A 24,024-nucleotide genomic window follows, 5' to 3' on the forward strand; every position below is an offset into this window, starting at 1 on the left:
ATGATGAAGAACGTATACGAACCGGGGCGGAAGCGGCTGGCAGCAGTCATGCTGGCCGTTCCGCTCTTGACCGCCTCGTCTTGGGGCGGGGTTGCCGGCGCTGAGCCGGTTAGCGGGGCAGCAGTCCAGGAGAAGCAGAGCGCAGCTTCTGCAGGGGCTGTTGCTCAAGAGTGGCAAGGCACAGCTTCGGGTGAGAAGGCAGCCCAAGAGGGGCAAGGTGCAGCTTCGGGTGAGAAGGCAGCCCAAGAGGGGCAAGACGCAGCTTCGGCTGGGGCCGCAGATCAAGAGGATCCAAGTGCAGCTTCGGTCGGGCAGGCAGCTCAAGATGGGCAAGATGCAGCTTCGGCCGGGACGGATGCCTCGAGCGACGCAGTACAACCCGCAGGCTCTTCCGCTGGGGCGGAAGCTTTAACGCAAGGCACGGAGACGCAAGGCAACAAGCTGGTAATATCTACGGGATCCGCTTCTTATATATTCAATGGGAAGCCGGTAGCCGCCGCGCAGAAGATGATGATCCGAAAGGGGTACAGCTATGTGCCGGTCAGCACGATGGCCAAGCTGTACGGCTGGGGCTTGTCTTATGACGCGAAGACCAAAGAGGCTGTCGTAAAGGGAAGCGAAGGAGAGTGGCGGTTCAAGAACGGAAGCTCGGCGGTCCGTAAGGATGGATCGACGGTTCGAATGGATGCGCCTGCTACTACATACCGGGGGAGCATGATGGTGCCCGTCCGGAGCTGGGCCAAGCTGACGGGAAGCAGTCTTGCGGTGACAGGTAACAAAGTTACGTTAACCTGGGGCAAGCGATTGACGGCAGCTTCACCTCCTGTTGCCGACTTCACGACGGACAAGATAGAATACCGTCTGGGCGAGCCGGTGGTCTACCGAAATACGAGTCATGATCCGAAATATAAGATCGTGAAGGAAACGTGGAAGGGAAATGAGCCGGCATTCTTCACACCCGGCGAGCATGAAGTCACGCTGGAAGTGATAAACAGCGAAGGCGTATCGGCCTCGGTCCGCAAGACGGTGAACGTGGTGGATGAATGGCTGTACACGAAGGAGCAGTATGATCGTTTATATACCCCCATGGGTAATAAATTCGATATCGACGGCGCATCTGTACTGATGATGGACGAAATTTCTTATTCAGTCACCCCGGACGAAAGCCAGCAGTTTATACGCAGCAACAGCCCGGAGCATTTAACGGAAGAGGGCATTGCTTATGAGGATACGCTAACCGGCAACGTGCGGATTAATATTCATAATCAGAACCGCTCGAAGAAGGACTTGAACGTCTACCTGATCGCTACCAACCCTGGTAACTCCGCTGCTTCGGTCAAGGTGGGCGCGGCCGGGATCGGCGGCCCGGCCCAGTATGTATCCACGAGCGGAAAGGCGGCGGTGACCCGCTATTTGGAAGCCTTGAGCTCCGGCGGAATATCGGATACGGTACACATTCCGGCCGGTGAATCGGCCGTGCTGCTGCAGGAATGGACGAAGCTTCCGTTGAAGCCGAGCCAGGTCCGGACCATCTACGCGGATCTGGAGCTCGAGGGCGACATCAAGCTGTCCGTCGTTGCGGTCGACCCATCGCGCGATCCGGTGGCCGCGCTCAAAGAGCTGCCGGTGCTTCCGCGGGACGGCAAGCATGTACGCGGAACGTTTACCGGCGCAGACCGGGAGGTCCAGGTCGACGGCGTCGTCGGCGAAAGCCCGCAGCGGCTTGTGCTCGGGGATCCTTCGCTCGACGGGTATTTGGAAGGCGTGGATGCCGTTACCGGCGAAGCCGAGAAGAATATTGGCAACACCGGCGTGCTCTATTCGATGAGCCTGAAAGTAGCGCCGAATACCCTGGTCGCGCTGAATGCGCGTGGCGGGCATTATGCGGGCGCCCTGCTCGTGAACGGCGAAGTGGTGCAGATGACAAGCGGCAGCATTTTGAAAAATTCATCCGAAGCCGGCGTCCTGTACCGGACCGGAGCGCAGGAGGAGACCGTTCGAATCGGCTTCATTCCCGCGTCGGGCAGCAACCTGCCGGTGCATATGCTGTTTATGCCGCTGCCTGAGCAACACGATTGATGAAGCTCGTGAACGCCCCCTTGATAGGGGGCTTTTTTTCGTCGGTTCGGCAGTAAGATGGTCGGACAGAGAGCCTTGACCATCTTTCCTGGGCCGGTGTGAACTTTCTCGTTCCCGGTCTCATTTCCAATCCTGCTCCCTGATGCCTCCGCATCCCGGCATCGACTTTGGGCCTCTGTTGGAGAAACAGCGGGACCCATAGCCCGTTGGTTGTCTTTTATCCTCCATCCTTAACATGATCTTGCCAAGCGGCTCCATTTATTCAGCAACCTTTAAGCGCTTCTTAAGATCTGCCGGCGACTTCCGTTAAGATGTCTTCCTTATACTGTGTCTCAGATACAGACAAGGAGGCAGTGGAATGAAGAAATCATGGGGTACATTCACGAACAAATTCAAACTAACGAAGATATTGCCAGCATTGGTGCTCGCGGCGACCGTCCTTGTGACGGGATGCGGGACGCCGGTACCGGATGAAGTGACGATATCGCTGGACGGGAAAGAGTTCAAAGAGCCTGCTGCGGAGATTTATGAGGGACAGCTGATGGTTCCCGCATCGTTTATACAGCAAGCGTTAGGCAAGCGGGTGGAATGGGAGAAAGAGACCGATAAGAAGGGTGAGGAAGAGAAAGAAAAGGCCAAGGCCGTACACTATTCCGGCAAGGTTGGCGTCCTGATGTATCATGACATCATGGAAAAGCCGGACCGGGACGACATCTTGTCCACCCAGCAGTTCAAGCAGCAGATGGAGCTGCTTCGTAAGGAAGGGTTTGTGCCGATCAGCATGGATGATTACTTGGATTTTATCGGGAAGGGGAAACCGGTCCCTGACAATGCGGTACTGATTACGTTTGATGACGGGTACGAAAGCTTTTACCAACTTGCCTACCCGATTCTCAAAGAATATAAATATCCGGCCGCAAACTTTATCATCGTATCGAGCATCGATAAGCCTGCTGCCAGCGGCAGACCGAAGCTGACCTGGGATCAGATGCGGGAGATGGCACAGCATGACATTGGCTTCTATAACCATACCTATGATATGCATCGATACGGGGATACCGATGGGAAGGGCAGAAAGAAGCCGGTAACGACCCGAAATCTGTACCTGCCGGATGAGAAGCGAATCGAGACGGAGGATGAGTATAAACAGCGGGTGAAGGACGATCTGATTCGCGCCGAGGCAAGGCTGAAGGAGGAGCTCGGCAATACCCGGAGCGCGGTAGCTCTGCCGTATGGGGCTTACAACGACAAGCTGCTGGCCGTGCTGGATTCCATCGGCGTAGAGGCTTCGTTCATGGTGAAGGAAGGCCGGAACGGAAGCGGTGACCGTAACGGATTCCGAATCAATGGAGGAAGATCCGATCAAAGTCCGGAGGCGGTCATTGCGAAGCTGAAGGGGCAGGATCCGACCAAGCGCAAGCTGGTGACAGGAGAGGGAGCCAAGCTCAAGATTGACGGGGAGGCCGTCCAGTTTTCCAAAATGCTGACCGGAGTGGCGACGGAGGATATCCTCGTTCCGCTGCGAGAGATCTGCAAGAAGTATGAGATCAAGGTGGATTGGAACCATAAAAAGAAACGGGCGGTCATGACCACATCCCAGGCCGCGGATGCGGGCGGCATAGAATAGGAATTTCGCAAGCTCCCTTCGGAGGAAGGGAGCTTTTTTCGTTTCCAAATGGGAACGCATTGCCTTATAATAGCGTTTACATGGTAAAGGTTTGTATTCGAAAGGGTGATTCCTGTGCGCTCACGTTTATCGATCAAGAAACGGCTATGCATTGTTCTAGCAGCAGCGACCTGTCTCTCGCTGGTCTCGCTGCCGGTTCAACCAGTGAAGGAGGCCGTTCCCACGGCATATGCGGATGGTCCGGGGAGCTTGAAGCCCGGAAAAGTCACGCTTCGGCAGAAGGCAGTCTTTTATGAAAATGCTCCGTCCCGAAGCAGAAGTCTGCGCAATCACAACGCCGCCTATTACGGCCTACCGGGCCAGACGTTCCGCGTTAGCGATGTCAAGGGAGAAATGGCTTTCATTGAATCGGATGAGCTGGGTAATTTGTGGCTCCCGGCATGGTATTTGTCCAAGGAAGCCGGGCAGGTCCGGAATATCGATCCGCTCTCGCTAAAGCTTCCGGACAGCAGCAGCATCTACGTGGCTCCGGGCAGCTCGGTCCGCTGGCCAGCCTCGCAAGCGGGCAGCATGCCGCTCATTGCCGTATCGAAGTGGCAGGATTGGTACGGGGTGCTGATTAGTCCGGATCCATGGAAGAAGGAGCGCACCATCTATCGTCCCGCGGTCATGTGGGTTAAGGCCAAGGATGTGAAGTCCAAGGAGAAGCTCCCTGCCGGGCTGCTGGAGCCTTCATCGGAGCTGCCGATCGAAGCTGTGCGGAATTTGACGGATTACCTGGTGGATGAAGGTGACAGCAAGTCCTATGTTAAGCAGCTGCTTGGCGAGCCGAAGGTAAAGGAGCAGCGCTCGGGCCGGCCGCCGGTGATCGGCGAGACCTGGAGATATGAGGCACGGGAGGCGTTGTTTACGGCGACCTTCTCCCCGGCCGGGAAGCTGACCACCTGGGAATGGACCTTCCCGAACGCCGCAGCATTTGAGGGGAACTATTATGCGGGCAGCCATGATCCATTCAGCTATCGGTTCTCGGCCATGCCGCTGCTGCGGACCATTGAAGCTGGGCCAGTCTGGAGAAATCAGGGTAACCTGAATTTCACCTTCCTTCTGGAAGCCAGCCGGAACGTCCTGCTCATCAAGGGGGATGACGGCGGATTCAGCGGGATGCATGACAACTCCTCCCTGTACGCGATTGACCGGAGCACGGGGAAGAAGCTGTGGCAGCAGGATGCCGGTTTCGGCTGGTATACGGCTGTCCCGGATCGGAAGCGGGAACATGTCACCATGTATTCAGCCTATAATCCAGAGAAAAAGGCGTACGAGTCCAGAGTGCGGCATATCCGGTTAACGGACGGGCGCATTTTGTGGGAAAGAAAGCATAAAGCGGAGTTCGGGCTTACGATGACCGCTGCCTCGGGCACGATCCTTTTGTTAGAAGGGCTGGACTTGAATGCCAAGAAAAGCATGCTCAGTGTCGTGGATCAGCAGAACGGCAAGCTTCGCTGGAAAAAAACGTTGTCCGGCGAGTATCGGCTGCTGAATCAGGGCCCGGAAGATCCGTATGTGCTTATTGAGCAAAGCGGCAAGCTGACGGCGTACGAGCCGATGACCGGGAAGATCGCCTGGACGTACAAATCAGGTAAAAAGGTGATGGATGATCCGGCATGGGATCCTTACTTCACCGGCGGATACCGATATGAGCCGTTGTCGCCTCCCGGCACGACCTCCCGATGGATGCTGCTCGGAGACAAATGGACCCTGCTCAATACGGAGAGCGGCAAGCGGGAGGGCAGCTATCCCGCGAATGAGATGGAGCGGATCGAGGTGCTGGATGAGCGCTATCTTCTGGTGCAGCGGGCGCTTGACGGGAATTATTTCACAGGGGCTAAATCATATGAGACCGTGCTGTACGATGCGGTTAATCAGCGGGAGCTGTGGACGGTGAAGGGCAGGGCCGCCCGCGGTATTATGGAGGGGGATGTCATTTATCTGACGCTGAACGGGATCCCGGCGGCCGTCGAGAAAGAGACCGGGGAGACGATCTGGAAGATGAAGACCTCTTTAAAGAGCAATGAAGATGTTACGCAGCTTGTCGGCAGCAGCTTCGGCATCCTGGACCGGTATTTGCTTATTAGCTTTGGCGGCGACCTAATCGTCCTGGACAAAGGGAACGGCAGGATCCTTGGCAGGTTAGGCGACATCCCCACCGGCAACGTCGATCTGCGCGAGCAGGCGGCAAGAAGCGGCGCACTGAATATTGCCGATGGCGAAGTCTATATCGGTACCGTCAACGGGGCGTTCGTCCGTTATGATGCGGAGGAGTTGAAGGAACGGCTGGATGAGCGGGGGGCGGAGATGGACGCTGCTGGGGGGCAATTGGACCATACTCGATAGGAGAGCGATAAACGGGAATTGCGGAATCCGCAAATGAGGTTGATGTAAGCTCCTCTAAAATACGGCGGTAAATCCCGCAAATGATCAGTAGGCTCTTCCAAATGAGTGAAGCCGGAAGAGCCTCCGTTATCGTAAGTGGCGGCAAGTAAGTTAAACTTAAGAGATAAGGAATGGTCCCCGTAGTCCGGGTAGAGGCTATGGGGACGATTTATATATCCACGTTTTTAGATAAAACAATCATCTGATTTTTAACGACATATTGCTGATACATGTAGGGTAGGACACTAGACTCCCGAGCCACCAATTCCAGCGTTGGTTGTTTCAATCCACGCACCCATGTAGGGTGCGACGCTGCGCTGCCATCGTTAATGGTGCGCTACCGTTCTATTTCAATCCACGCACCCATGTAGGGTGCGACGGAGACGCAGAACCGTTTTATGCTTCCGCCAATAATAATTTCAATCCACGCACCCATGTAGGGTGCGACCCCCCGCTAAATCTTCTGTCACTACACCCCCGTCGAAATATTTCAATCCACGCACCCATGTAGGGTGCGACCTTATTTATGATTTTTTTTATCACAAAGGTTCCATTTCAATCCACGCACCCATGTAGGGTGCGACGAATCTAAAACAATCTTTATGGATACGGCTCAAGATTTCAATCCACGCACCCATGTAGGGTGCGACCTTTGCTTCAACCCAAAGGTCGATTGTGTCTTGATCTATTTCAATCCACGCACCCATGTAGGGTGCGACTGCTCGTTCGTTGGTTGCCGCCGAAGAGGAAATCATTTCAATCCACGCACCCATGTAGGGTGCGACAGGAAAGAGAGGTTTTCATGTTGTGGATCATGCGGAATTTCAATCCACGCACCCATGTAGGGTGCGACTTTAAAATGGAGAGCATCGCAATAACCGATACTAAATTTCAATCCACGCACCCATGTAGGGTGCGACCGAAGTCTAGAATTTATCCCCTGCAGCTACTGCAATTTCAATCCACGCACCCATGTAGGGTGCGACTAGGCCAAGCCTAATGCTTTTCTTACGTCTACGAATTTCAATCCACGCACCCATGTAGGGTGCGACACTTAATGCGGTAGTCCTCGTCAAATTGGCGTTTATTTCAATCCACGCACCCATGTAGGGTGCGACACTTAATGCGGTAGTCCTCGTCAAATTGGCGTTTATTTCAATCCACGCACCCATGTAGGGTGCGACGTCCAACGCCAAACACGCACACAAATATTCCAAAGACATTTCAATCCACGCACCCATGTAGGGTGCGACTTTTTACGCGAACAATCCTTTTATTCGGTTCGCTAATTTCAATCCACGCACCCATGTAGGGTGCGACTGCACCTCCGATTACATATATGGTATTGCGTAGACATTTCAATCCACGCACCCATGTAGGGTGCGACCGTGAAATAACAGTAATCAATCCATTTTAGGTATGAATGTAAAGTGCTCTCGGCCACATTTATCGAAAAAAGGCAGAGGTTCATACTTGACTTTTTGTCAGGATGAAACAACTCTCGATTATTCGACAAATTCTGAGGTGCGAAGGGCCCGGGGATTTCATGCGAGCTTCACATTCGCACTTGAATTTCTAACCAAGCAGCCTGATTTAAAATTACTTGATTACTTTCCAGTTGCCAAGCTTTTATTTCACTGCGACTATTTCGATCGGTCCTCTCTCTTCTATTTTGTCGTAATAAAATCGCTTTTTTTATTTTTTTGAATTATTGGTAGGAAATTGTCAGTTGGTGGCGAATGAGTATTATAGGTCTTCAATCTCTGGTAGGGATCGTTTGTAGGTGTTAAGTCTTGGGTCTTGGGGGTGTGTAATGACTTATATTGCTCATATTCGTCAGTCAGACGGAAAAATTCAAACGGTCGATGAGCATTTACGTGAAGTGAAAGAACTTAGTGAACGGCATGGCGCTAAGATAGGTGCTGCCCATCTGGCTGGATTGGCGGGACTTTTGCATGATATGGGCAAGTATACTACAGAATTTAAAAATTATATTGAGGAAGCGGTAGCCCACCCGGAGGCTCCCCCTCGAAAAGGTTCTGTTGACCATTCCACGGCCGGTGGCCGTCTAGTCTATGAACGTTATCATAGAACGGCGTCAACCGCAATCGATAAATTTGCCGCAGAATGGATTGCCAACTGCGTAATATCACATCACCAAGGACTTAGAGATTTTGTGGAACCAAACGCATCTTCCCCGTTTCTGGAGCGAGTTGAGAAGAAAGCATTGAATGAGTATGAACAGGCGAAGCAACGATTTTTCGAGGCTGTGGCGGAAGAAGAGATAGATGCTTGTTTTGAAGGTGCCAAGAAAGAATTGGCCAGATATTTATCTAAAATTAAAGAGCGTAAGCTTCTACCGATTGCCGCCTCGCTCTTGCTGAAGTACATATTCAGCTGCTTAATTGACGCGGATCGGACGAATACGCGCAGATTTGATGAGAATGAGGAGCCGGAAGAACCCTTGAACAGGCAGGCTTTTTTTGCTCGAAGCTATAAATCCTTGTTATGCAAGCTTCAAGTGCTTGAGCAGGGGATGGATTCGGATCATCCGATCAATCGGCTAAGACGAGAGATGTCACAGCGGTGTGATGAGTTCGCAGAGCGAGCTTCAGGGATCTATACGCTCTCCATTCCGACAGGCGGTGGGAAAACGCTGGCAAGCCTGCGTTATGCGCTCAAGCATGCCCGTATCCATGGCAAGGACCGCATCATTTATGTTGTTCCGTACACAACCATTATTGAGCAGAACGCTGCGGAGATTCGGGAGATTTTGCAGGAGGATGAATGGATATTGGAGCATCACTCGAATGTGATTGAGCACGAGGACGATCTGGAAACAGAGGATTATGATGTCCACAGGAAAAAGATCAGGAATGCTCGGGATTCGTGGGACAGTCCGATTATATTCACAACGATGGTGCAGTTCTTGAATACGTTTTATGCCAAAGGGACACGCAACGTAAGAAGATTGCATCGGCTCTCGAATGCAGTGATCATCTTCGATGAGGTGCAGTCCGTACCAGTCAATTGCATCTCGATTTTCAATGCCGCACTCAATTTTCTGAATATATTGGGCCGATCCAGCCTGCTGCTCTGTACGGCCACTCAGCCTGCGCTTGATTTCGTAAAGCATAAACTGCATATTTCCAAGGAGGCCGAGATCATAGAGGATCTGGAACAAGTGGCTGACAATTTTAAACGCGTCGAGCTTGTTTCGGCAGTAACGCCTTTAGGATGGGGAGCCGAAGAACTCACCGACTTTGTTAGGTCACGATTGGATGAGATCAGGAGCGTGCTCGTCATTCTGAATACCAAAACCGCTGTCCGGAAGCTGTATGACCAACTCAGTCAATCGGAGTGGATGAAGGAGCGGGGGGTGAAGCTGTTTCATCTCAGCACCAACATGTGTGCCGCACACCGTAAGGAAGTGTTGTCGAAGGTGATCGATTCTCTTGAAGCTCAGGAACCCGTCATTTGTGTCAGCACACAGCTTATCGAAGCCGGCGTTAATATCAGCTTTGATTGTGTTATTCGATCATTGGCCGGACTGGATTCAATCGCACAAGCAGCAGGTCGTTGTAATCGTCACGGGAAAGCCCCCATCCGCAAAGTGTACATCATCAAATCTGCCGATGAGAAACTCACGAGTCTGCCGGAGATCCGCATTGGGGCAGAGAAAACGGAACGGGTACTGCGTGATTTCGAACAGAACCCCGCCCGATTTGGCTCCGACCTGCTGTCTCCTGCCGCGATGAAGACTTATTTCAGTTATTACTACAAGCATGTTCAGGGCGAAATGGATTTTCCCATTTTAAGGCTTGGGAGGAACATGTTTGATTTGCTCAGCGCCAATAAGGCTTATGTAGATAACTATAAATATAAACATGGCAAGCACTTGGAGTCGGTAAACCGCGCTTCGTTTGCGACGGCAGAGCTGTATTTCGAAGCCATTAGCAACACGGCGACATCCGTTGTGGTTCCTTATAACGAGGAGGCGGAGAGCCTGATTGCTGCCCTTAACGGGAAAGTGGATGCCGGGGAGCTAGGCAGTCTGTTTCGTCGGCTGCAGCCGTATATCGTTAATGTTTATGATCAAGATCTGAAGAAACTGGATAATATCGGGTATGTTCAACACTTGCTTCAGGGGCATGTTCTGACGTTATTAAAACCGGCTTACTCTGATGAATTCGGGGTGGATGCCGAGGGGGAGGGAGCATGGGACGAGGCTATCTTATAAAAAAGATGAAAACCCGCTAATAATGAGCGGGCTCTCAAATAATTCTTTATAATTTTCAATCCACGCTTTGCAGCGACAAATAACAAATAGAGTTTAGCATAAGCGCATCATTTTTGTATAATTCGATTTTAGAGAAATGGAAAAATTTCCATTGTATTATATTGGATGCTGGTTTAATGTATGTATAAATAATTCTATATAAGAAAGGAGGATTAAAATGCGCAATCAAATCGAATTCGAAGTTTTCGGCAACTATGCGCTCTTTACGGACCCGCTTACCAAGCTGGGAGGAGAAAAATTCTCTTATCAGCTACCAACCTACGAAGCGATAAAGGGGATTGTTGAAAGCGTTTACTGGAAACCCACCATAATCTGGTATATAGATGAGATTCGCGTGATGAACCCAATCCAGACGGAATCCAAGGGAATGCGTCCTATCGAATATAGCGGGGGCAACACCCTGGCCTATTATACTTACCTTAAAGATGTCCGCTACCAGGTGAAAGCCCATTTTGAGTTTAATCCACATCGCGAAGATCTGGCCTATGATCGTAACGAATTCAAGCATCATAACATAGCGAAACGCTCTGTTAAAGCGGGAGGACGCCGGGATATTTTTCTGGGATCACGCGAATGTCAGGGATATGTTGAACCTTGCTCGTTCGGTGAGGGAATAGGAGCCTATGATGAAGTTCCTGAAATCGATTTTGGCACTATGGTGCACGGCATCAGTTATCCGGATGAGACGGGACGAGCAGAGCGGGAGACGCGTTTATGGAGAGCGAAAATGGAATACGGGATTATCCGTTTTATCCGCCCTGAAGAATGCACCATGGTCCGCAAGACAGGCAAACCTCCTGTCAAGGCTTTCGCTTCCGGCAATATGCAATCCGTGGACAGTCTGTATGATGAAATGTTTCCGGATGGAGGGATGTAAATGAGCTGGCTCGCGAATTTGAACAAAACGTATGAACAGCATGAGAAATTAATCGGACAGTTTGAGAAGAAGAAAAACGGCCGGGAATACGCACTGATACCTGTATCGCATACAACGCAAACGGCGCATATCGAAGTCGTTCTGGATGGAGACGGAAACTATCTCCGGGCAAAAGTTGTGGATAAGGAAGACAGCAGCACGATTATCCCTTGTACGGAAGCATCCGCTAGTAGGACGAGTGCTCCGGTTCCGTATCCGCTTTTTGACAAGCTGGTGTACGTGGCTGGCGATTATGAAGTTTACTGTGACAAGCCCAAGGGGACTCCATATGCAGATTATCTTAATCAGCTCAAATCCTGGTGTGAATCCCCATACAAGCATCCGAGGGTGGAGAGTGTGTACAGGTACATTGCCAAAGGAACTTTGCTGACCGATCTGATTCGGGACAAGATCCTTTGGGTGGATGAGGCCGGAAAGCTGTTGGCTAGTTGGCCCTTACTTGATAAACAAAATGCGGAGAAGCCGGATATTTTTAAAGTGATCGCTTCGGATCAGAGCTCGGCGTTCGTTCGTTTCTCCGTAGAAATTCCGGGGGAACCAGAATCCAGGTTATGGCGGGATCAATCCGTTCAGGAGGCTTTTATCGGGTTCTATGAGACAAGCCTGAAGGAACTGGATTTATGCTATGTAAGCGGTGAAATGCGGCCGTATGCGGAGAAGCACGCTTCCCGGATTCGGAATTCTGGCGATAAATCCAAGCTGATCTCGGCGAACGATTCCAGCGGATTCACTTATCGGGGGCGCTTTCGCACCAGTCGTGATGTGGCCACTGTCAGCTTTGATGTGTCCCAAAAAGCTCATAACGCCCTCAAATGGCTAATTGAACGGCAGGGCATTCAGATGGATGGAAGGGTGTTTCTGATCTGGGGTACAGAGCAATTGGATTTGCCTGACCCCCTTGGCGGTACATTCAGTCTGTACCGGGATGAAGATGTGGAAGCCGGCGCCGGAGACAGTACACTCAAGGAATATGCGGAACAAATCCGGCGAGCGATCAGAGGCTACCGGTTCGATGGCGACTACAAATCTAATGCCATCATCATGGTACTGGATGCGGCCACGCCTGGACGGATGTCTATCGTTTATTACCGGGATATGGACAAGGAAAGATATCTGGAACGGCTGCAAGCATGGCATGAAACTTGTTATTGGCAGCACAGGAATGGAAGAGATCAAAATAACAAGCCTCGCACTTACATAGGAGCTCCAGCAACAAGGGATATCGCCTTTGCAGCTTATGGACCGAGAGCCAACGATAAGCTGGCCAAAGGCCTGATGGAACGAATGCTGCCTTGTATCGTGGACGGTCGGAAGATTCCATTCGATATTGTTCGCAGCGTTGTTAACCGGGCTTCCAATCCGGTCGCTATGGAGGACTGGGAATGGGAGAAGACACTGAGCATCGCCTGTGCTCTGGTGAAAAAAACTTATGAGAAGGAGGAATTTACTGTGAGCTTGAATACCGAAACATCAGACCGCAGCTATGTGTTCGGACGAATGCTGGCGATTGCGGATGTACTGGAGAGAAGAGCGTTAGGCAAGGAAGAGAAAAGGGCTACAAATGCTATCCGGTATATGAATTCTTTTGCGCAGAGACCGGGCCGTACCTGGACCATCATTCAATCAAATCTTCAGCCTTATCAGGCAAAAATGGGAACCGAAGCCGGATACTTAAATCGGTTGCTGGATGAAGTGGGATCGAAATTAAGCCTGGAGGATTTTACGGATAAACCGCTGAGCGGGTTGTACTTGCTGGGCTTTTACAGCCAACGCAATGATCTTTACACAAGCAAGAAAGCCAAAGAGGCCGAGGCGAATGCCGAGGATTCCTCCGAAAATAATGATCAGGGAGAGATTTAAATGAGCATACTTGACCATAAAATCGATTTTGCCGTCGTATTGTCCGTCCACAATGCTAACCCCAACGGTGATCCGTTAAATGGTAATCGCCCCCGTCAAAACTATGACGGACATGGTGAAATTTCCGATGTCTGCATCAAACGGAAGATCCGCAACCGCCTGCAGGACATGGGAGAGTCCATTCTGGTGCAGTCTGATGAGCGGCGCAGCGATGCTTACCGCAGTATCAAAGAACGTGTAGACGCCAATGCTGAAGTGTCCGAGTTCGCCAAGGGCAAGAAGCAGAATAACGAAATGTACGCTGAGGCGGCATGCAAAGCCTGGATGGATGTTCGAAGCTTTGGACAAGTATTCGCTTTTAGCGGAACGGATGTGTCGGTCGGCATTCGCGGTCCGGTATCCATTCATACGGCAGTCAGTGTAGATCCCATCGATATTACCAGCATGCAAATCACAAAGAGTGTGAATGCAGTCACGCCGAAAGACCCGAACAAAAAAAGCTCGGATACGATGGGGATGAAGCATCGGGTGGATTTTGGCGTCTATGTGTTCTACGGAAGCATCAACACACAGCTTGCCGAGAAGACGGGCTTTACGAGGGAGGATGCGGAAAAGATCCGCGAAGCACTGCGGACGTTGTTTGAAAATGACACGTCCTCCGCTCGTCCGGACGGCAGCATGGAAGTTCACCATCTGTATTGGTGGGAGCATTCCTCCAAACTCGGACAATATTCCTCGGCCAAGGTGCATCGATCCTTGAAAGTGCAGCGGAAGGAAGGCGTGAGTGATGCCAAGTCTTTTGCCGATTATGAGTGCATTGTTGAGCCGCTTGAGGGTTTAAGAGTTCAAGAGTATGCAGGGATATAGTGAAGATGATTTTTTGATGCTTTCGGGCATTCAGCACTTCCGTTTTTGCAAACGGCAGTGGGCTTTGATCCATATTGAGCAGCAGTGGGAAGAAAATGTGAAGACGGTGGAAGGGGCTTACCTGCACAGGAAAGCCGATCAGCCGATGATTCGTGAGAAGAGGGGGGAGAGGCTCGTCGTCCGAGCTCTCCCCATTCAATCTCGTGAGCTTGGTGTAACCGGAATTTGCGATGTAGTGGAGTTTGTGCTCGATCCATCTGGCGTCCCAATTGCCGGGGAAGAAGGGCTCTATTTGCCTGTTCCGGTAGAATACAAACGGGGGCGGCCGAAGCGTAACGATTCCGACCATTCTCAGCTTGTTGCGCAAATACTGTGCCTGGAAGAAATGCTGTGCTGTGAAATCTCAAAAGGATATTTGTTTTACGAGGAGATCAAACGCCGGGAAGAGGTCATCGTAACGGATCAAGATCGAGAGCTGGTTAGAGAGATATTTCGGGAGATGCGAATGTATTTCGAAAGAAACCATACGCCCAAGGTCAAAACAGGGCCGCACTGTCAAAGCTGCTCCTTAAATAAGATCTGTCTGCCGGAAATGTTCAGTAAGAAGTCCGTATCTCGATATATCGAAAGCAGGTTGAATGAGTGAAAAAGCTGCTGAATACGTTGTTTGTAACACTGCCGGACACCTATTTGTCTTTGGACGGGGAAAATATTGTAGTCAAGCAGGAAGATGCGGTTCTCGCCAGATATCCTCTTCATAATTTGGAGGCGGTTTGCACGTTTGGTTACGCTGGAGTAAGTCCTGGATTAATGGGAGCCTGCGCGACGCGTAATATTGCGCTAACCTTTATGACAAGAAGCGGACGTTTCCTAGCTAGAGTAATAGGGGAAAGCCGCGGCAACGTGGTGCTAAGGAAAGAGCAGTACCGAATATCGGATGACGAGCATCGAAGTGCCTTTGTTGCCAAAAACATGATTCTCGGCAAAATCTATAACCATAAGTGGATTGTGGAGCGCTCTACTCGGGATTATGCGCTTCGCATTGATGTGGAGCGGATGAAGAAGGTATCCGCTTCGCTAACGGAAACGATGAAGCAGGTACGGAGTACAGAGGACCTGGACAGCTTGAGAGGTTTGGAAGGTGCGGCAGCGGTTCAATATTACTCAGTACTTGATGATTTGATTCTGCAGCAGAAGGAGGACTTCTTCTTTCATGGCCGCAATAAACGACCACCGCTTGATAACGTCAATGCACTATTGTCTTTTGCCTATACCTTATTAGCCCATGATATGAGCTCCGCACTTGAAGCAGTTGGCCTGGACGCGTATGTTGGCTTTCTTCACAGGGATCGTCCCGGACGAGCTTCTTTGGCTCTGGATATGATGGAAGAGCTTCGAGGTGTGTATGCTGACCGTTTCGTTATCTCGCTGATTAACAAGAAACTGATCAATGAGAAGGGTTTCTATCGTAAAGAGAACGGTGCAGTTTTAATGGATGACGATACTCGAAAAAAAGTGCTAAAGTTCTGGCAGGAGAGGAAGCAGGATAAGATCCTGCACCCATTTTTAAACGAGAAAATCTCATGGGGCCTGGTTCCTTATGCACAGGCGTTGCTATTAGCAAGGTATATTCGTGGAGATCTTGATGAGTATCCTCCATTTTTGTGGAAGTAGGTGGTCCCTTTGTTGATCCTGATTACTTATGATGTGAGTACGACTGATAGCGAAGGCAGAAGAAGGCTTTCCAGAGTAGCCAAAACATGTGTAGATTACGGTCAGAGGGTTCAAAACTCCGTCTTTGAGTGCATTTTGGATGCGACCCAATTCCGTCGTTTGAAATATGAGCTTGAAGAAATCAACGATAAGGACCAGGATAGCTTACGGTTCTATAATTTGGGTGACAATTATAAAAAGAAGATCGAACACATCGGAGCCAAATCGTCTTACGATATGGAAAGTCCGTTGATTCTTTAATGTAGGGAATGAATGATTATTGGTGCGAATGTAAAGCTCACATGATTTCCCCGGGTCCTTCGCACCTCAGAATTTGTCGAAAGAAGTCTGTTTATAGATATAATGCGAAAAGTAAAGATCGGGATATTTCATTTTTGATATGGATTTACCTAACACAATTATGAATTCATGCCGGGATGAGATTGTTCATGTGCTTTTTCGCGGTCGCACCCTACGCGGGTGCGTGGATTGAAATTCGATTACCTTTGCGTGTTGGTCCGCGTTCCAGATGGTCGCACCCTTCGCGGGTGCGTGGATTGAAATCGAGTGCGATTACAGCGTAATATGCGAACGTTAGGAGTCGCACCCTTCGCGGGTGCGTGGATTGAAATTGCATATCTGTGGCAACCATGGCCGCTGTAACCAGTCGCACCCTTCGCGGGTGCGTGGATTGAAATTTAATGCCATACATCATTTGGATGGCCAAAAATAGTCGCACCCTTCGCGGGTGCGTGGATTGAAATGATCAATTTGTCCGGATGATTGACGAGGGTATGATGTCGCACCCTTCGCGGGTGCGTGGATTGAAATAATCCGCGAGATTGGGCGATTCCAAACGTTCGTCGGGTCGCACCCTTCGCGGGTGCTTGGATTGAAATTATGATCAGCGTCGGGAGTATTCGTTTTCTCCAGTTTTACGGGGAAATTACTCCGAACGGCTTCAAAAACGTTGCGCGGCGTAACTTCCCCCATGCTTCGTGTCACATGTCGGATAACGGTCTTCCAGGTAATATAGGTGTCGGCTTCTCTTTTTCCGTATGTACCTGGGACAAACATCCACAGCATGCCGCCAGGTTGGTAATCGGTTTTGAACAAGATAAGATGTTCCGTTACGACCGGAATAAAGTGGCCGTTATACTTGCTTCCGTAGCTCAAGGCATTGTGCTGGACTTTCGTGAAATGACGAATTGGCATGCCGACCCAAGCCATTTCCCTTTGAATGCTTTTGATATATCCTTTTCCTTTCACCACCATGTCCCCGACCAGCACAGCAACGTATCGACTATGGGCAGCTGCTTTGGCATTCACATGGCTCACGGCTTGTATAAACTCCTTCCATGGCATGCGGCTCATGTCTTTCGATTGCATTTCCTTGGGAAGATCGAGGGCGTAATCGATCATCTTCCAGTACGGATAATGCAGCATGGTTAAATCAAACCCTGTATCATGAAAGTCATCCCCGACAACATCAAACCCGTTGTGAATGTCATCCCCGATGTAGGGCAACTTTAAACTATTGCAAACGTCGCGGCTTGTTTTCCCTCCCTCCATCGGGTCATAGATGTAGGGCGTGCGGATATTCAGACGTTGGAGATAAGAGATTAGCTTGATAAGCACTTCGCCTGCGTAATTCCCCCGATAAGTTCGATCTCCGTATGGACCGCGTTCCGGTACTGAAATGAGTGTCGTTAAATTTGTCGTATTCAATCCACGAATGTCCAATGTAAATCCCTCCTTTGGCCGCCTCATTCGGACGGCCCTGATTTTTGATGTATGGAATTTATGCCGCCTTCAGTTCTTGATCTACGGTTTCTACAAACCTCGCAACAATCGGAAAGTCCATGTCTTTCAGGATATGGTGGACGACAGAACGGACGGCCTCGATGCGGTGACTTGGGACGATATGAACAAGATGTTCTTGCACCGTGACGGCTTCAAGTCCCAATCGCTCTAAGATGTTCATGAATTCGTATAAGTGCGGCTGGACGTCATCGAATCCGCAATACTCCAAATACAACAGATGAACCGTTTGCTCGCTTGACGCATGTTTTCCTTGTTTTTTCTTCATGGGTACAGCTCCTTTGTGATTTGTGGTGGTCCTTACGCGTAAAACGCACCACGCAGCGCCGGCAGTGCAAGGATGGGCATCATGAAAAAAAGGCCAGGAGCCGGGCGGTCTAGTCCGGCTTTGGCCATCATCATTGAATCGGCTTCGCCCACCCCGTCAGGGGCTTGTCCTTGCACTGTACGAGGCGCGAAGTGGTAAGTTTGTAGCGTAAGGACCACCACCCCTCGAACCCCCGACGAAAAACTGCCGGCAGGCAATAGAATCGGGATCCTTCCGGCAGGAAAGTTTCCATGCCTTTAAATAATAAAAGAGGGTTTCCTAAAAGTAACCTTTGGAATACCCTCAGAAATAAATTAGGTTGAAATTAGAAAAAAACCAAGGAATTAAGCGATTTACCCTCGCTTAACTCCTTGGTTTTTGGCGTCGTGTACGCTACACTAAAAACAACCTCGACCAGGTTTTTCTAATTGTAGTGAGCGATTCCATGTATCATTGATTTTTGCTCCAATAGGGAGACCATTTATTTCAGCTCCGATTAAATAATAGCCTTGTACAACAAAGTTAGCTGTATCTTTATCCCAGCACGTATTGGAATATGTTTTAGTACCAGTTGTCTGTGTCCATGATACTGCTACTTGCATACCACTGATGTAGGAATTGATTTTTGATACACCAGTAAAATAGGGTAGGCCATTGCTGTTATTTTCATAATTATAAACGAGGGCTATATTTTTCCATGTAAATATCCCACTCAGTCCTCCGGAAAATGGTGCCCACCAACTTAAAGTTGTCGATGTCTGAGCCATTGGAGATATAGTTGAATCAGTTTTCTCTGGTACTTCTAAGACAGAATTCTGATCGGTATCAAACTTCTCTAATTCGCTTATCGTATCTGCAAGAAATGATTCATATTCATCCAGATCTGTAAAACTCAATAGAGGTCCATTTTGTTTAACTTCTTCCAATTCGCTGTCACTTAAAACAACAAATTCTGTGTCGTATTTCTGAGAAATTTCATTCAGTCGAGGATCGCTCATAACATTTTGCTGTGCAGATGCTACTGGTTGTAATGAGACAGAGAGTAACACAGTCGCAAGGACGACAGACAGAAAATTCTTTTTCTTAATTTTCAATGTTTTTATCAATCCTTTCTGTTATAGTAAAATAATAGTAACATAATTTGAGATAATTTGGAATATATAATCAATAATTTCAAACATTTCCTATTGATTGTATATAACTTAAAGGGAGAGTGATGTGAACATGAAAATGAACAAACTAGGAACAATGACTCTATCAGTAAGATTAATAATTCTAGGAGTAGGTTTGTTACTACCTTTGTTATCTATATTTATTTCTAATTATGAACCAATTGGCGATGACCGTTATGCTTTAGGATTACCGTTTCGATTTTTGAATTATTATGGTGAGACCTTACCTGCGTATAAATATGAGTTGTTTACATGGGATGTCTTTACTCGACATGTTTTGTTTAATGCACCTCTGTATTTTCTAAATGCCGTCCTTATTTATTTGGTTATTTTTGCTGTAATTAAAATAATAGTAATAGTACGTACAAGAAACACTAAGCGATCTAATCCCGTCGAGTAACAATCGCAGTAAAAAATGCAAAACTCATCTGATATGACCCCTGTCAAGTAAACAGAAAATAAATTGCAATAGCATATTTAAGCAGCCTGAGTCATACGCACTCAGGTTGTTTAGTTTCGTTTGGAAACGTGCATGGTTGTAAAAGGGTTGTATTGCTAAGCAGCATGTTTCCCCTGCTTGCAGAGGATTTTAAAATGGCTGAAGAAGTTTCCCATGGAGGCATTGTCCCAGCAGTTTCCTTTACGAGACATACCGGGGTCGTTCAATAAAAAAAACCGACTAGATCTAGTCGGAATGGTCAATCATCATCGTCATCATCATCCTAGTCTTTCCTAAAACTGGCTGCGTCGCACCCTTCGCGGGTGCGTGGATTGAAATAATATAGCAGCGGGGAGAAACACAAAGTTCCTGCGTCGCACCCTACGCGGGTGCGTGGGTTGAAATATGTCCTTTCAGCAGCCTCCAGCCTGCCATGCTTCCGCGTTGCACCCTTCGTGGGTGCTTGGTTTTGGCTCCGCAGTTCATTACAGCGATCGGTCGGTTTTGATGACTTATACTCTTCATATAGAAAGGGTTACGTGCGTAGGGTCGGTTCGGGAAGCCGCATGTGAGTATAATTACTCCATGCGGTTTTTCAATATATATGACGATTGAGGAAAAGGTCAGAGGTGCTTCTCAAGGCTTCCCCTTACAGGGCATATTGTAACTTCCATCAAAATATAGTGAAAGCAGAAGGCTTGACTTATACGAGGGAGCTACAGCCGGGGTTCCGGCTGTGCACGGTCGCACAGCTCTGACTAGTCCCTAAAAGGATGTGTTGAGGTGCCCTTGCCCCGCCTTGTGTGCCCCAACTAAGTTCTACGGCCAGCCCCAGACTTCCGGGTCACTCTCTTTGGACCCATAAGGTGCCCAGCCTAGCCCTTTGGGCCTTGTACTGTCTTTCCGGGCGCATTAGCCCGTCTCAAGATTCCGCAACCTTGTCTCGACCGATCAGCCCGCGTAAGGGACCTACGTTTTATCACCCGCTAAAACCCCGCAGGCCCCGCCACCTGCCATTTCAAAACCAAGGGGGATCTCACATGAAGCCAGCTGCGCACAGCCGATCTCCTGAGCAAGGAGCCGTCCCGAACCCAGCGCCGCGGAGGCGCACCCTGTTTTGGCGCCTGTTCGCCAACTATTTTCTGCTCATCCTCATCCCGGTCATTGCCGCCAGCGTCCTTGCACAGGTGCTGGTCGTGCGAATCATCGAGCAGGATGCGGAGCGCCTGAACGACATCGTGATGAGCCGGTTCGCCGAGCAGACGGACGCTTCGCTCCAGGCGCTAAAGACGAACATGATCCAGATGCTGAGCACCTCCAGGCTGCGAAGCGTGCTGATGGGCGCAGCCGACTCGCCGGGAGGCAAGCTGCAGCCGGAGCTGCTTCATTCGCTGCGGGAGCAGCTGCAGCAGCTGGAGTCGGATGAGCTTGTCGAGCGGGCGTATTACATTTTCATGCACGAGGACCTGATCATCGATGCGGAGACGTATACGAACAAAGCCTACTATTTTACCACGCGTTATCCGATGGAGCCCCGAAGCCGCAAACAGCTGGAGGCCGAATTGATCGGCAAAAAAATGATGAATTTCACCGACTCCGGCAGCTCCCTGACGGCGGTGATGAGCTATCCCTTCAATACAAACGCCCCCGATGTGTATCTCCTGGTCGATCTGAGGACGAACAAGCTCCAGGAGCAGATTCATATTCCGGAAAGTTGGGTCCGCGGAACGGCGATCATAGACGATCGGGGCCGTTTGATCTCCGAGAACGGTTTAAGCGAGCGGGACCGGCAGACGCTGCAGCAGCGGATCCATGCCGAAGGCGTATCCCCGCAATTTACGATTTCGGACAAGACCGGACTCTCGCTTATGAAATCGGCATTCGACGAGCAATGGCATTATATCAGCATGATCGAGCTGGGCACATTGATGAAGCCGGTATACGTCACCCGTTTCATAAGCTGGGCGTTCCTCGCATTTTTTCTGGTCGTCGGGGGATGGGTGTCATATTACTTGAGCCGGCGTTTATACCGGCCGATTGCGGAAATCCGGAATGGACTGAAGTCGCACCGCCGTACCGGGGAAAGCCCTGCGAATGAAGGAAATGAATTTGACGTCATTAAACGCTATTCCCAGTCCATCATGACCGAGAACCGGGAGCTGTCCCACATGGTCCACGGGATGCTGCCGATCGTGCAGGAGCAGTTCGTGACCAAGCTGCTGCTCGGTCAATACCGCGACGCCCTGTCCATTGAATACTACGCCAAGGAGATTGAGTTTACGTACAACCCCGTAGCGGCCAGAACGGTGCTGACCATTGCGCTTCACGACAATCTAGATGTGCCGGAGCATCCGACGGAAACGGGCAAAACCTTTCTGCTGGCCGAGATGAAGGACAAGATCCGTAAGCTGGCTCCGGGCCGGATATGGCTGTGCCAGACCAAGCCGAATCTGCTGGCCTGCATCGTGCAGCATGACAAGGCGATGAGTGATGGCCCCGAGCATATAGCGGAGATGGCGAAACTTATTTTGCTGCAATACGGAGACTATTTTAAGGCCACCATCGGCATTGGCAAAACCGTTCAAACGATGGAGGAGCTTCACCTTTCCTACGAGCATGCCGTCATCGTGCTCCAGTATCGGGGGCTCAACTCCACCGTTGAAATTTGCGGGAGTCAACCCGTCCGCGATTTGCAGGGAGGCGATTCCTTCCTGTCCGTGCAGGAGGTCAACCGGATTCTGAACCAGTGCAAAACCAGGGAATACGACAAGCTGCTCCGGTCCGTGCTAGATCTGCTGGAGGAAGGGCAGCGCAGAGATGCGGCCGCTGAGCAGATGAAGTATCTGCTGGCGGATGTGCTGAACACGTGGATCCGGGCAGCCGAATCCGAGCATAACGAGCTGAACGTTCCGTATTACTCCCGGTTATTTGAACGCATGAACCGCTGCATGACATGGGGTGAGCTCAGGGCGTGCTTCGAGGAGATTCACGCGTTCCTCTTTCGGCGGCCGGCACCCGGCACGCGCGCTCAGCAGATCGCCGGCATTGTGGCGTACATTCACGAGCATTACGACCAAGAGCTGTCGATCGAGGCTTTTGCCGGCATGATGAACATGTCGATCGGCCACTTCAGCCGTACCTTCAAGGAAGAGGTCGGAGAGAAATATGTGGAGTATATCGCGAAGTACCGGCTGATGAAAGCGAAGCAGCTGCTGCTCGAAACGGATCTGAAGCTGGACGAGATTGCGGAGAGGGTCGGATATTGGGGCCGAAACTCGCTGATCCGGGCCTTCCGCAAATATGAGGGCATTACGCCGGCGAAATACCGGACGCTGCACCAATAGCGTTACAAAGAGAGAGACTGATTTTTTTCGAAAAGTCTCTTTTTTTGCATGGACGAAGCCGCAAACCCTTGCTCCACAAGGGCTGCAAACCGGGCGCCCGCAGGAAAAGATGCGCGCTTTACGCCCTGAGCCTTAGGCTCGTATAGTGGGGACAACAGCCGGAGGTGTCGACTACACAAACGCCAAACAAGGAGGTGGTGGGGATTGGCGCAGCTATCGCGTATCGGATATGTGCTAAAAAAGCACAAAGCATTGTACCTGCTGATGCTGCCGGGCATTCTGTATTACCTGATTTTTAAATACGCGCCGATGTACGGCATCATCATCGCCTTCCAGGATTACTCGATCGGCCGGGGGATATGGGGCAGCAAGTTTGTCGGCTTGAAGCATTTCATTGAGTTCTTCTACGTGACGCCTGATGCGTGGAAGCTGATCCGCAACACGATCATGCTGAACGTGTATGATCTGCTGTTTCACTTTCCGGCGCCCATCATTCTGGCCGTGCTGTTCCATGAGCTGAAGAGCAAATGGTTCAAGCGATTCGTGCAAAACATCAGTTATATGCCGCATTTTCTGTCCACCGTCGTCATTGCCGGTATTCTGGTCACCTTCCTGTCGCCGACGACCGGGGTGATCAACCACCTGCTGGTGAAGCTGTTCGGGATCGAGCCGATTATGTTTCTGGGGATGCCGGAGTGGTTCCGGACGGTATATGTGGGCTCGGAAATATGGCAGAAGGTTGGCTGGGGCACGATCCTGTATCTGGCCGCCATTGCCGGCATCGATCCGATGCTGTATGAAGCGGCGAAGATGGATGGCGCGAACCGGTGGCAGCAAATTCGGCATATCACCTTTGTCGGCATGGTGCCGGTCATGATCATTTTGTTCGTGCTGACCCTCGGCAATTTCATGGAAGCCAGCTTCGAGAAAATATTGCTGATCTACAACACGATGAACTACGAAACGTCCGACGTTATCAACACCTTCGTTTACAGGCGGGGCATTCTCGACGCCGACTTCAGCTTCGCCACCGCGGTCGGCCTGTTCCAATCGGCGATCGGATTCATTCTGGTCGTGGCGGCGAACCGCATCGTGCGCAAATATTCGGAGACCAGCTTGTGGTAAAGG

16 protein-coding genes and 2 CRISPR repeat arrays are annotated in these 24,024 nt (G+C 50.3%); of the genes, 14 read left to right on the forward strand and 2 right to left on the reverse strand.

Going from position 1 to position 24,024, the window contains the following annotated elements; genetic code table 11:
• From NST08_RS06385 to NST08_RS06435, 11 genes are all read left to right on the forward strand, one after another.
• Complete coding sequence (locus tag NST08_RS06385) at positions 1-2,079, forward strand: stalk domain-containing protein (RefSeq protein ID WP_050954068.1); 2,079 nt, start codon at positions 1-3, stop codon at positions 2,077-2,079.
• Between the two features lie 358 nt (positions 2,080-2,437).
• Positions 2,438-3,706, forward strand: a complete 1,269-nt coding sequence (locus tag NST08_RS06390) for a polysaccharide deacetylase family protein (protein WP_251537169.1) — start codon at positions 2,438-2,440, stop codon at positions 3,704-3,706.
• 114 nt (positions 3,707-3,820) lie between these two features.
• Positions 3,821-6,097 carry an outer membrane protein assembly factor BamB family protein gene (locus NST08_RS06395; RefSeq protein ID WP_007131591.1) on the forward strand — a complete coding sequence of 759 codons (2,277 nt, stop codon included), beginning with the start codon at positions 3,821-3,823 and terminating at the stop codon, positions 6,095-6,097.
• Positions 6,098-6,415: 318 nt separating this feature from the next.
• A CRISPR array of direct repeats spans positions 6,416-7,523; the repeat unit is 32 nt; unit sequence ATTTCAATCCACGCACCCATGTAGGGTGCGAC.
• 426 nt (positions 7,524-7,949) lie between these two features.
• Positions 7,950-10,376, forward strand: a complete 2,427-nt coding sequence (locus NST08_RS06400) for a CRISPR-associated helicase/endonuclease Cas3 (RefSeq protein ID WP_007131592.1) — start codon at positions 7,950-7,952, stop codon at positions 10,374-10,376.
• A gap of 217 nt (positions 10,377-10,593) precedes the next feature.
• A complete protein-coding gene (gene cas5c, locus NST08_RS06405) occupies positions 10,594-11,313 on the forward strand; it encodes a type I-C CRISPR-associated protein Cas5c (protein ID WP_251537168.1) in 720 nt (239 codons plus the stop codon).
• The gene (gene cas8c / locus NST08_RS06410; protein WP_251537167.1) at positions 11,314-13,233 is read left to right on the forward strand and encodes a type I-C CRISPR-associated protein Cas8c/Csd1; all 1,920 of its coding nucleotides are present in this window, start codon (positions 11,314-11,316) and stop codon (positions 13,231-13,233) included.
• A complete protein-coding gene (gene cas7c, locus NST08_RS06415) occupies positions 13,234-14,100 on the forward strand; it encodes a type I-C CRISPR-associated protein Cas7/Csd2 (RefSeq protein ID WP_251537166.1) in 867 nt (288 codons plus the stop codon).
• Complete coding sequence (gene cas4, locus NST08_RS06420) at positions 14,087-14,746, forward strand: CRISPR-associated protein Cas4 (RefSeq protein ID WP_251537165.1); 660 nt, start codon at positions 14,087-14,089, stop codon at positions 14,744-14,746. Before cas7c ends, cas4 begins: the two co-directional genes overlap by 14 nt.
• Positions 14,743-15,774 (forward strand): type I-C CRISPR-associated endonuclease Cas1c, encoded by a 1,032-nt coding sequence (gene cas1c / locus NST08_RS06425; protein ID WP_251537164.1) that lies wholly within the window; start codon positions 14,743-14,745, stop codon positions 15,772-15,774. The genes cas4 and cas1c overlap by 4 nt, the downstream gene beginning before the upstream one ends.
• A gap of 9 nt (positions 15,775-15,783) precedes the next feature.
• A complete protein-coding gene (cas2, locus tag NST08_RS06430) occupies positions 15,784-16,074 on the forward strand; it encodes a CRISPR-associated endonuclease Cas2 (RefSeq protein ID WP_251537163.1) in 291 nt (96 codons plus the stop codon).
• Between the two features lie 203 nt (positions 16,075-16,277).
• A CRISPR array of direct repeats spans positions 16,278-16,712; the repeat unit is 32 nt; unit sequence GTCGCACCCTTCGCGGGTGCGTGGATTGAAAT.
• 1 nt (position 16,713) lies between these two features.
• Complete coding sequence (locus tag NST08_RS06435) at positions 16,714-17,265, forward strand: hypothetical protein (protein WP_251537161.1); 552 nt, start codon at positions 16,714-16,716, stop codon at positions 17,263-17,265.
• A gap of 349 nt (positions 17,266-17,614) precedes the next feature.
• On the opposite strand, the gene NST08_RS06440 is transcribed toward NST08_RS06435, so the two are convergent.
• A complete protein-coding gene (locus tag NST08_RS06440; RefSeq protein WP_251537159.1) occupies positions 17,615-17,902 on the reverse strand; it encodes a hypothetical protein in 288 nt (95 codons plus the stop codon).
• A gap of 437 nt (positions 17,903-18,339) precedes the next feature.
• The gene (locus NST08_RS06445) at positions 18,340-19,035 is read right to left on the reverse strand and encodes a hypothetical protein (protein ID WP_251537157.1); all 696 of its coding nucleotides are present in this window, start codon (positions 19,033-19,035) and stop codon (positions 18,340-18,342) included.
• Positions 19,036-19,165: 130 nt separating this feature from the next.
• On the opposite strand from NST08_RS06445, the gene NST08_RS06450 reads away from it, so the two are divergent.
• From NST08_RS06450 to NST08_RS06460, 3 genes are all read left to right on the forward strand, one after another.
• On the forward strand, positions 19,166-19,513 hold the full coding sequence (locus NST08_RS06450) for a hypothetical protein (RefSeq protein WP_251537155.1): 348 nt from the start codon (positions 19,166-19,168) through the stop codon (positions 19,511-19,513).
• A 1,079-nt stretch (positions 19,514-20,592) separates the two neighbouring features.
• Positions 20,593-22,896, forward strand: a complete 2,304-nt coding sequence (locus tag NST08_RS06455) for a helix-turn-helix domain-containing protein (RefSeq protein ID WP_251537153.1) — start codon at positions 20,593-20,595, stop codon at positions 22,894-22,896.
• A gap of 204 nt (positions 22,897-23,100) precedes the next feature.
• Entirely contained in the window at positions 23,101-24,021 is a 921-nt protein-coding gene (locus tag NST08_RS06460) for an ABC transporter permease (RefSeq protein ID WP_007131600.1), read from the forward strand.
• The last annotated feature ends 3 nt before the right edge of the window (positions 24,022-24,024 follow it).

Source organism: Paenibacillus sp. FSL K6-1566, from assembly GCF_038050475.1.
Taxonomy (GTDB): Bacteria; Bacillota; Bacilli; order Paenibacillales; family Paenibacillaceae; genus Paenibacillus_AQ; species Paenibacillus_AQ lactis.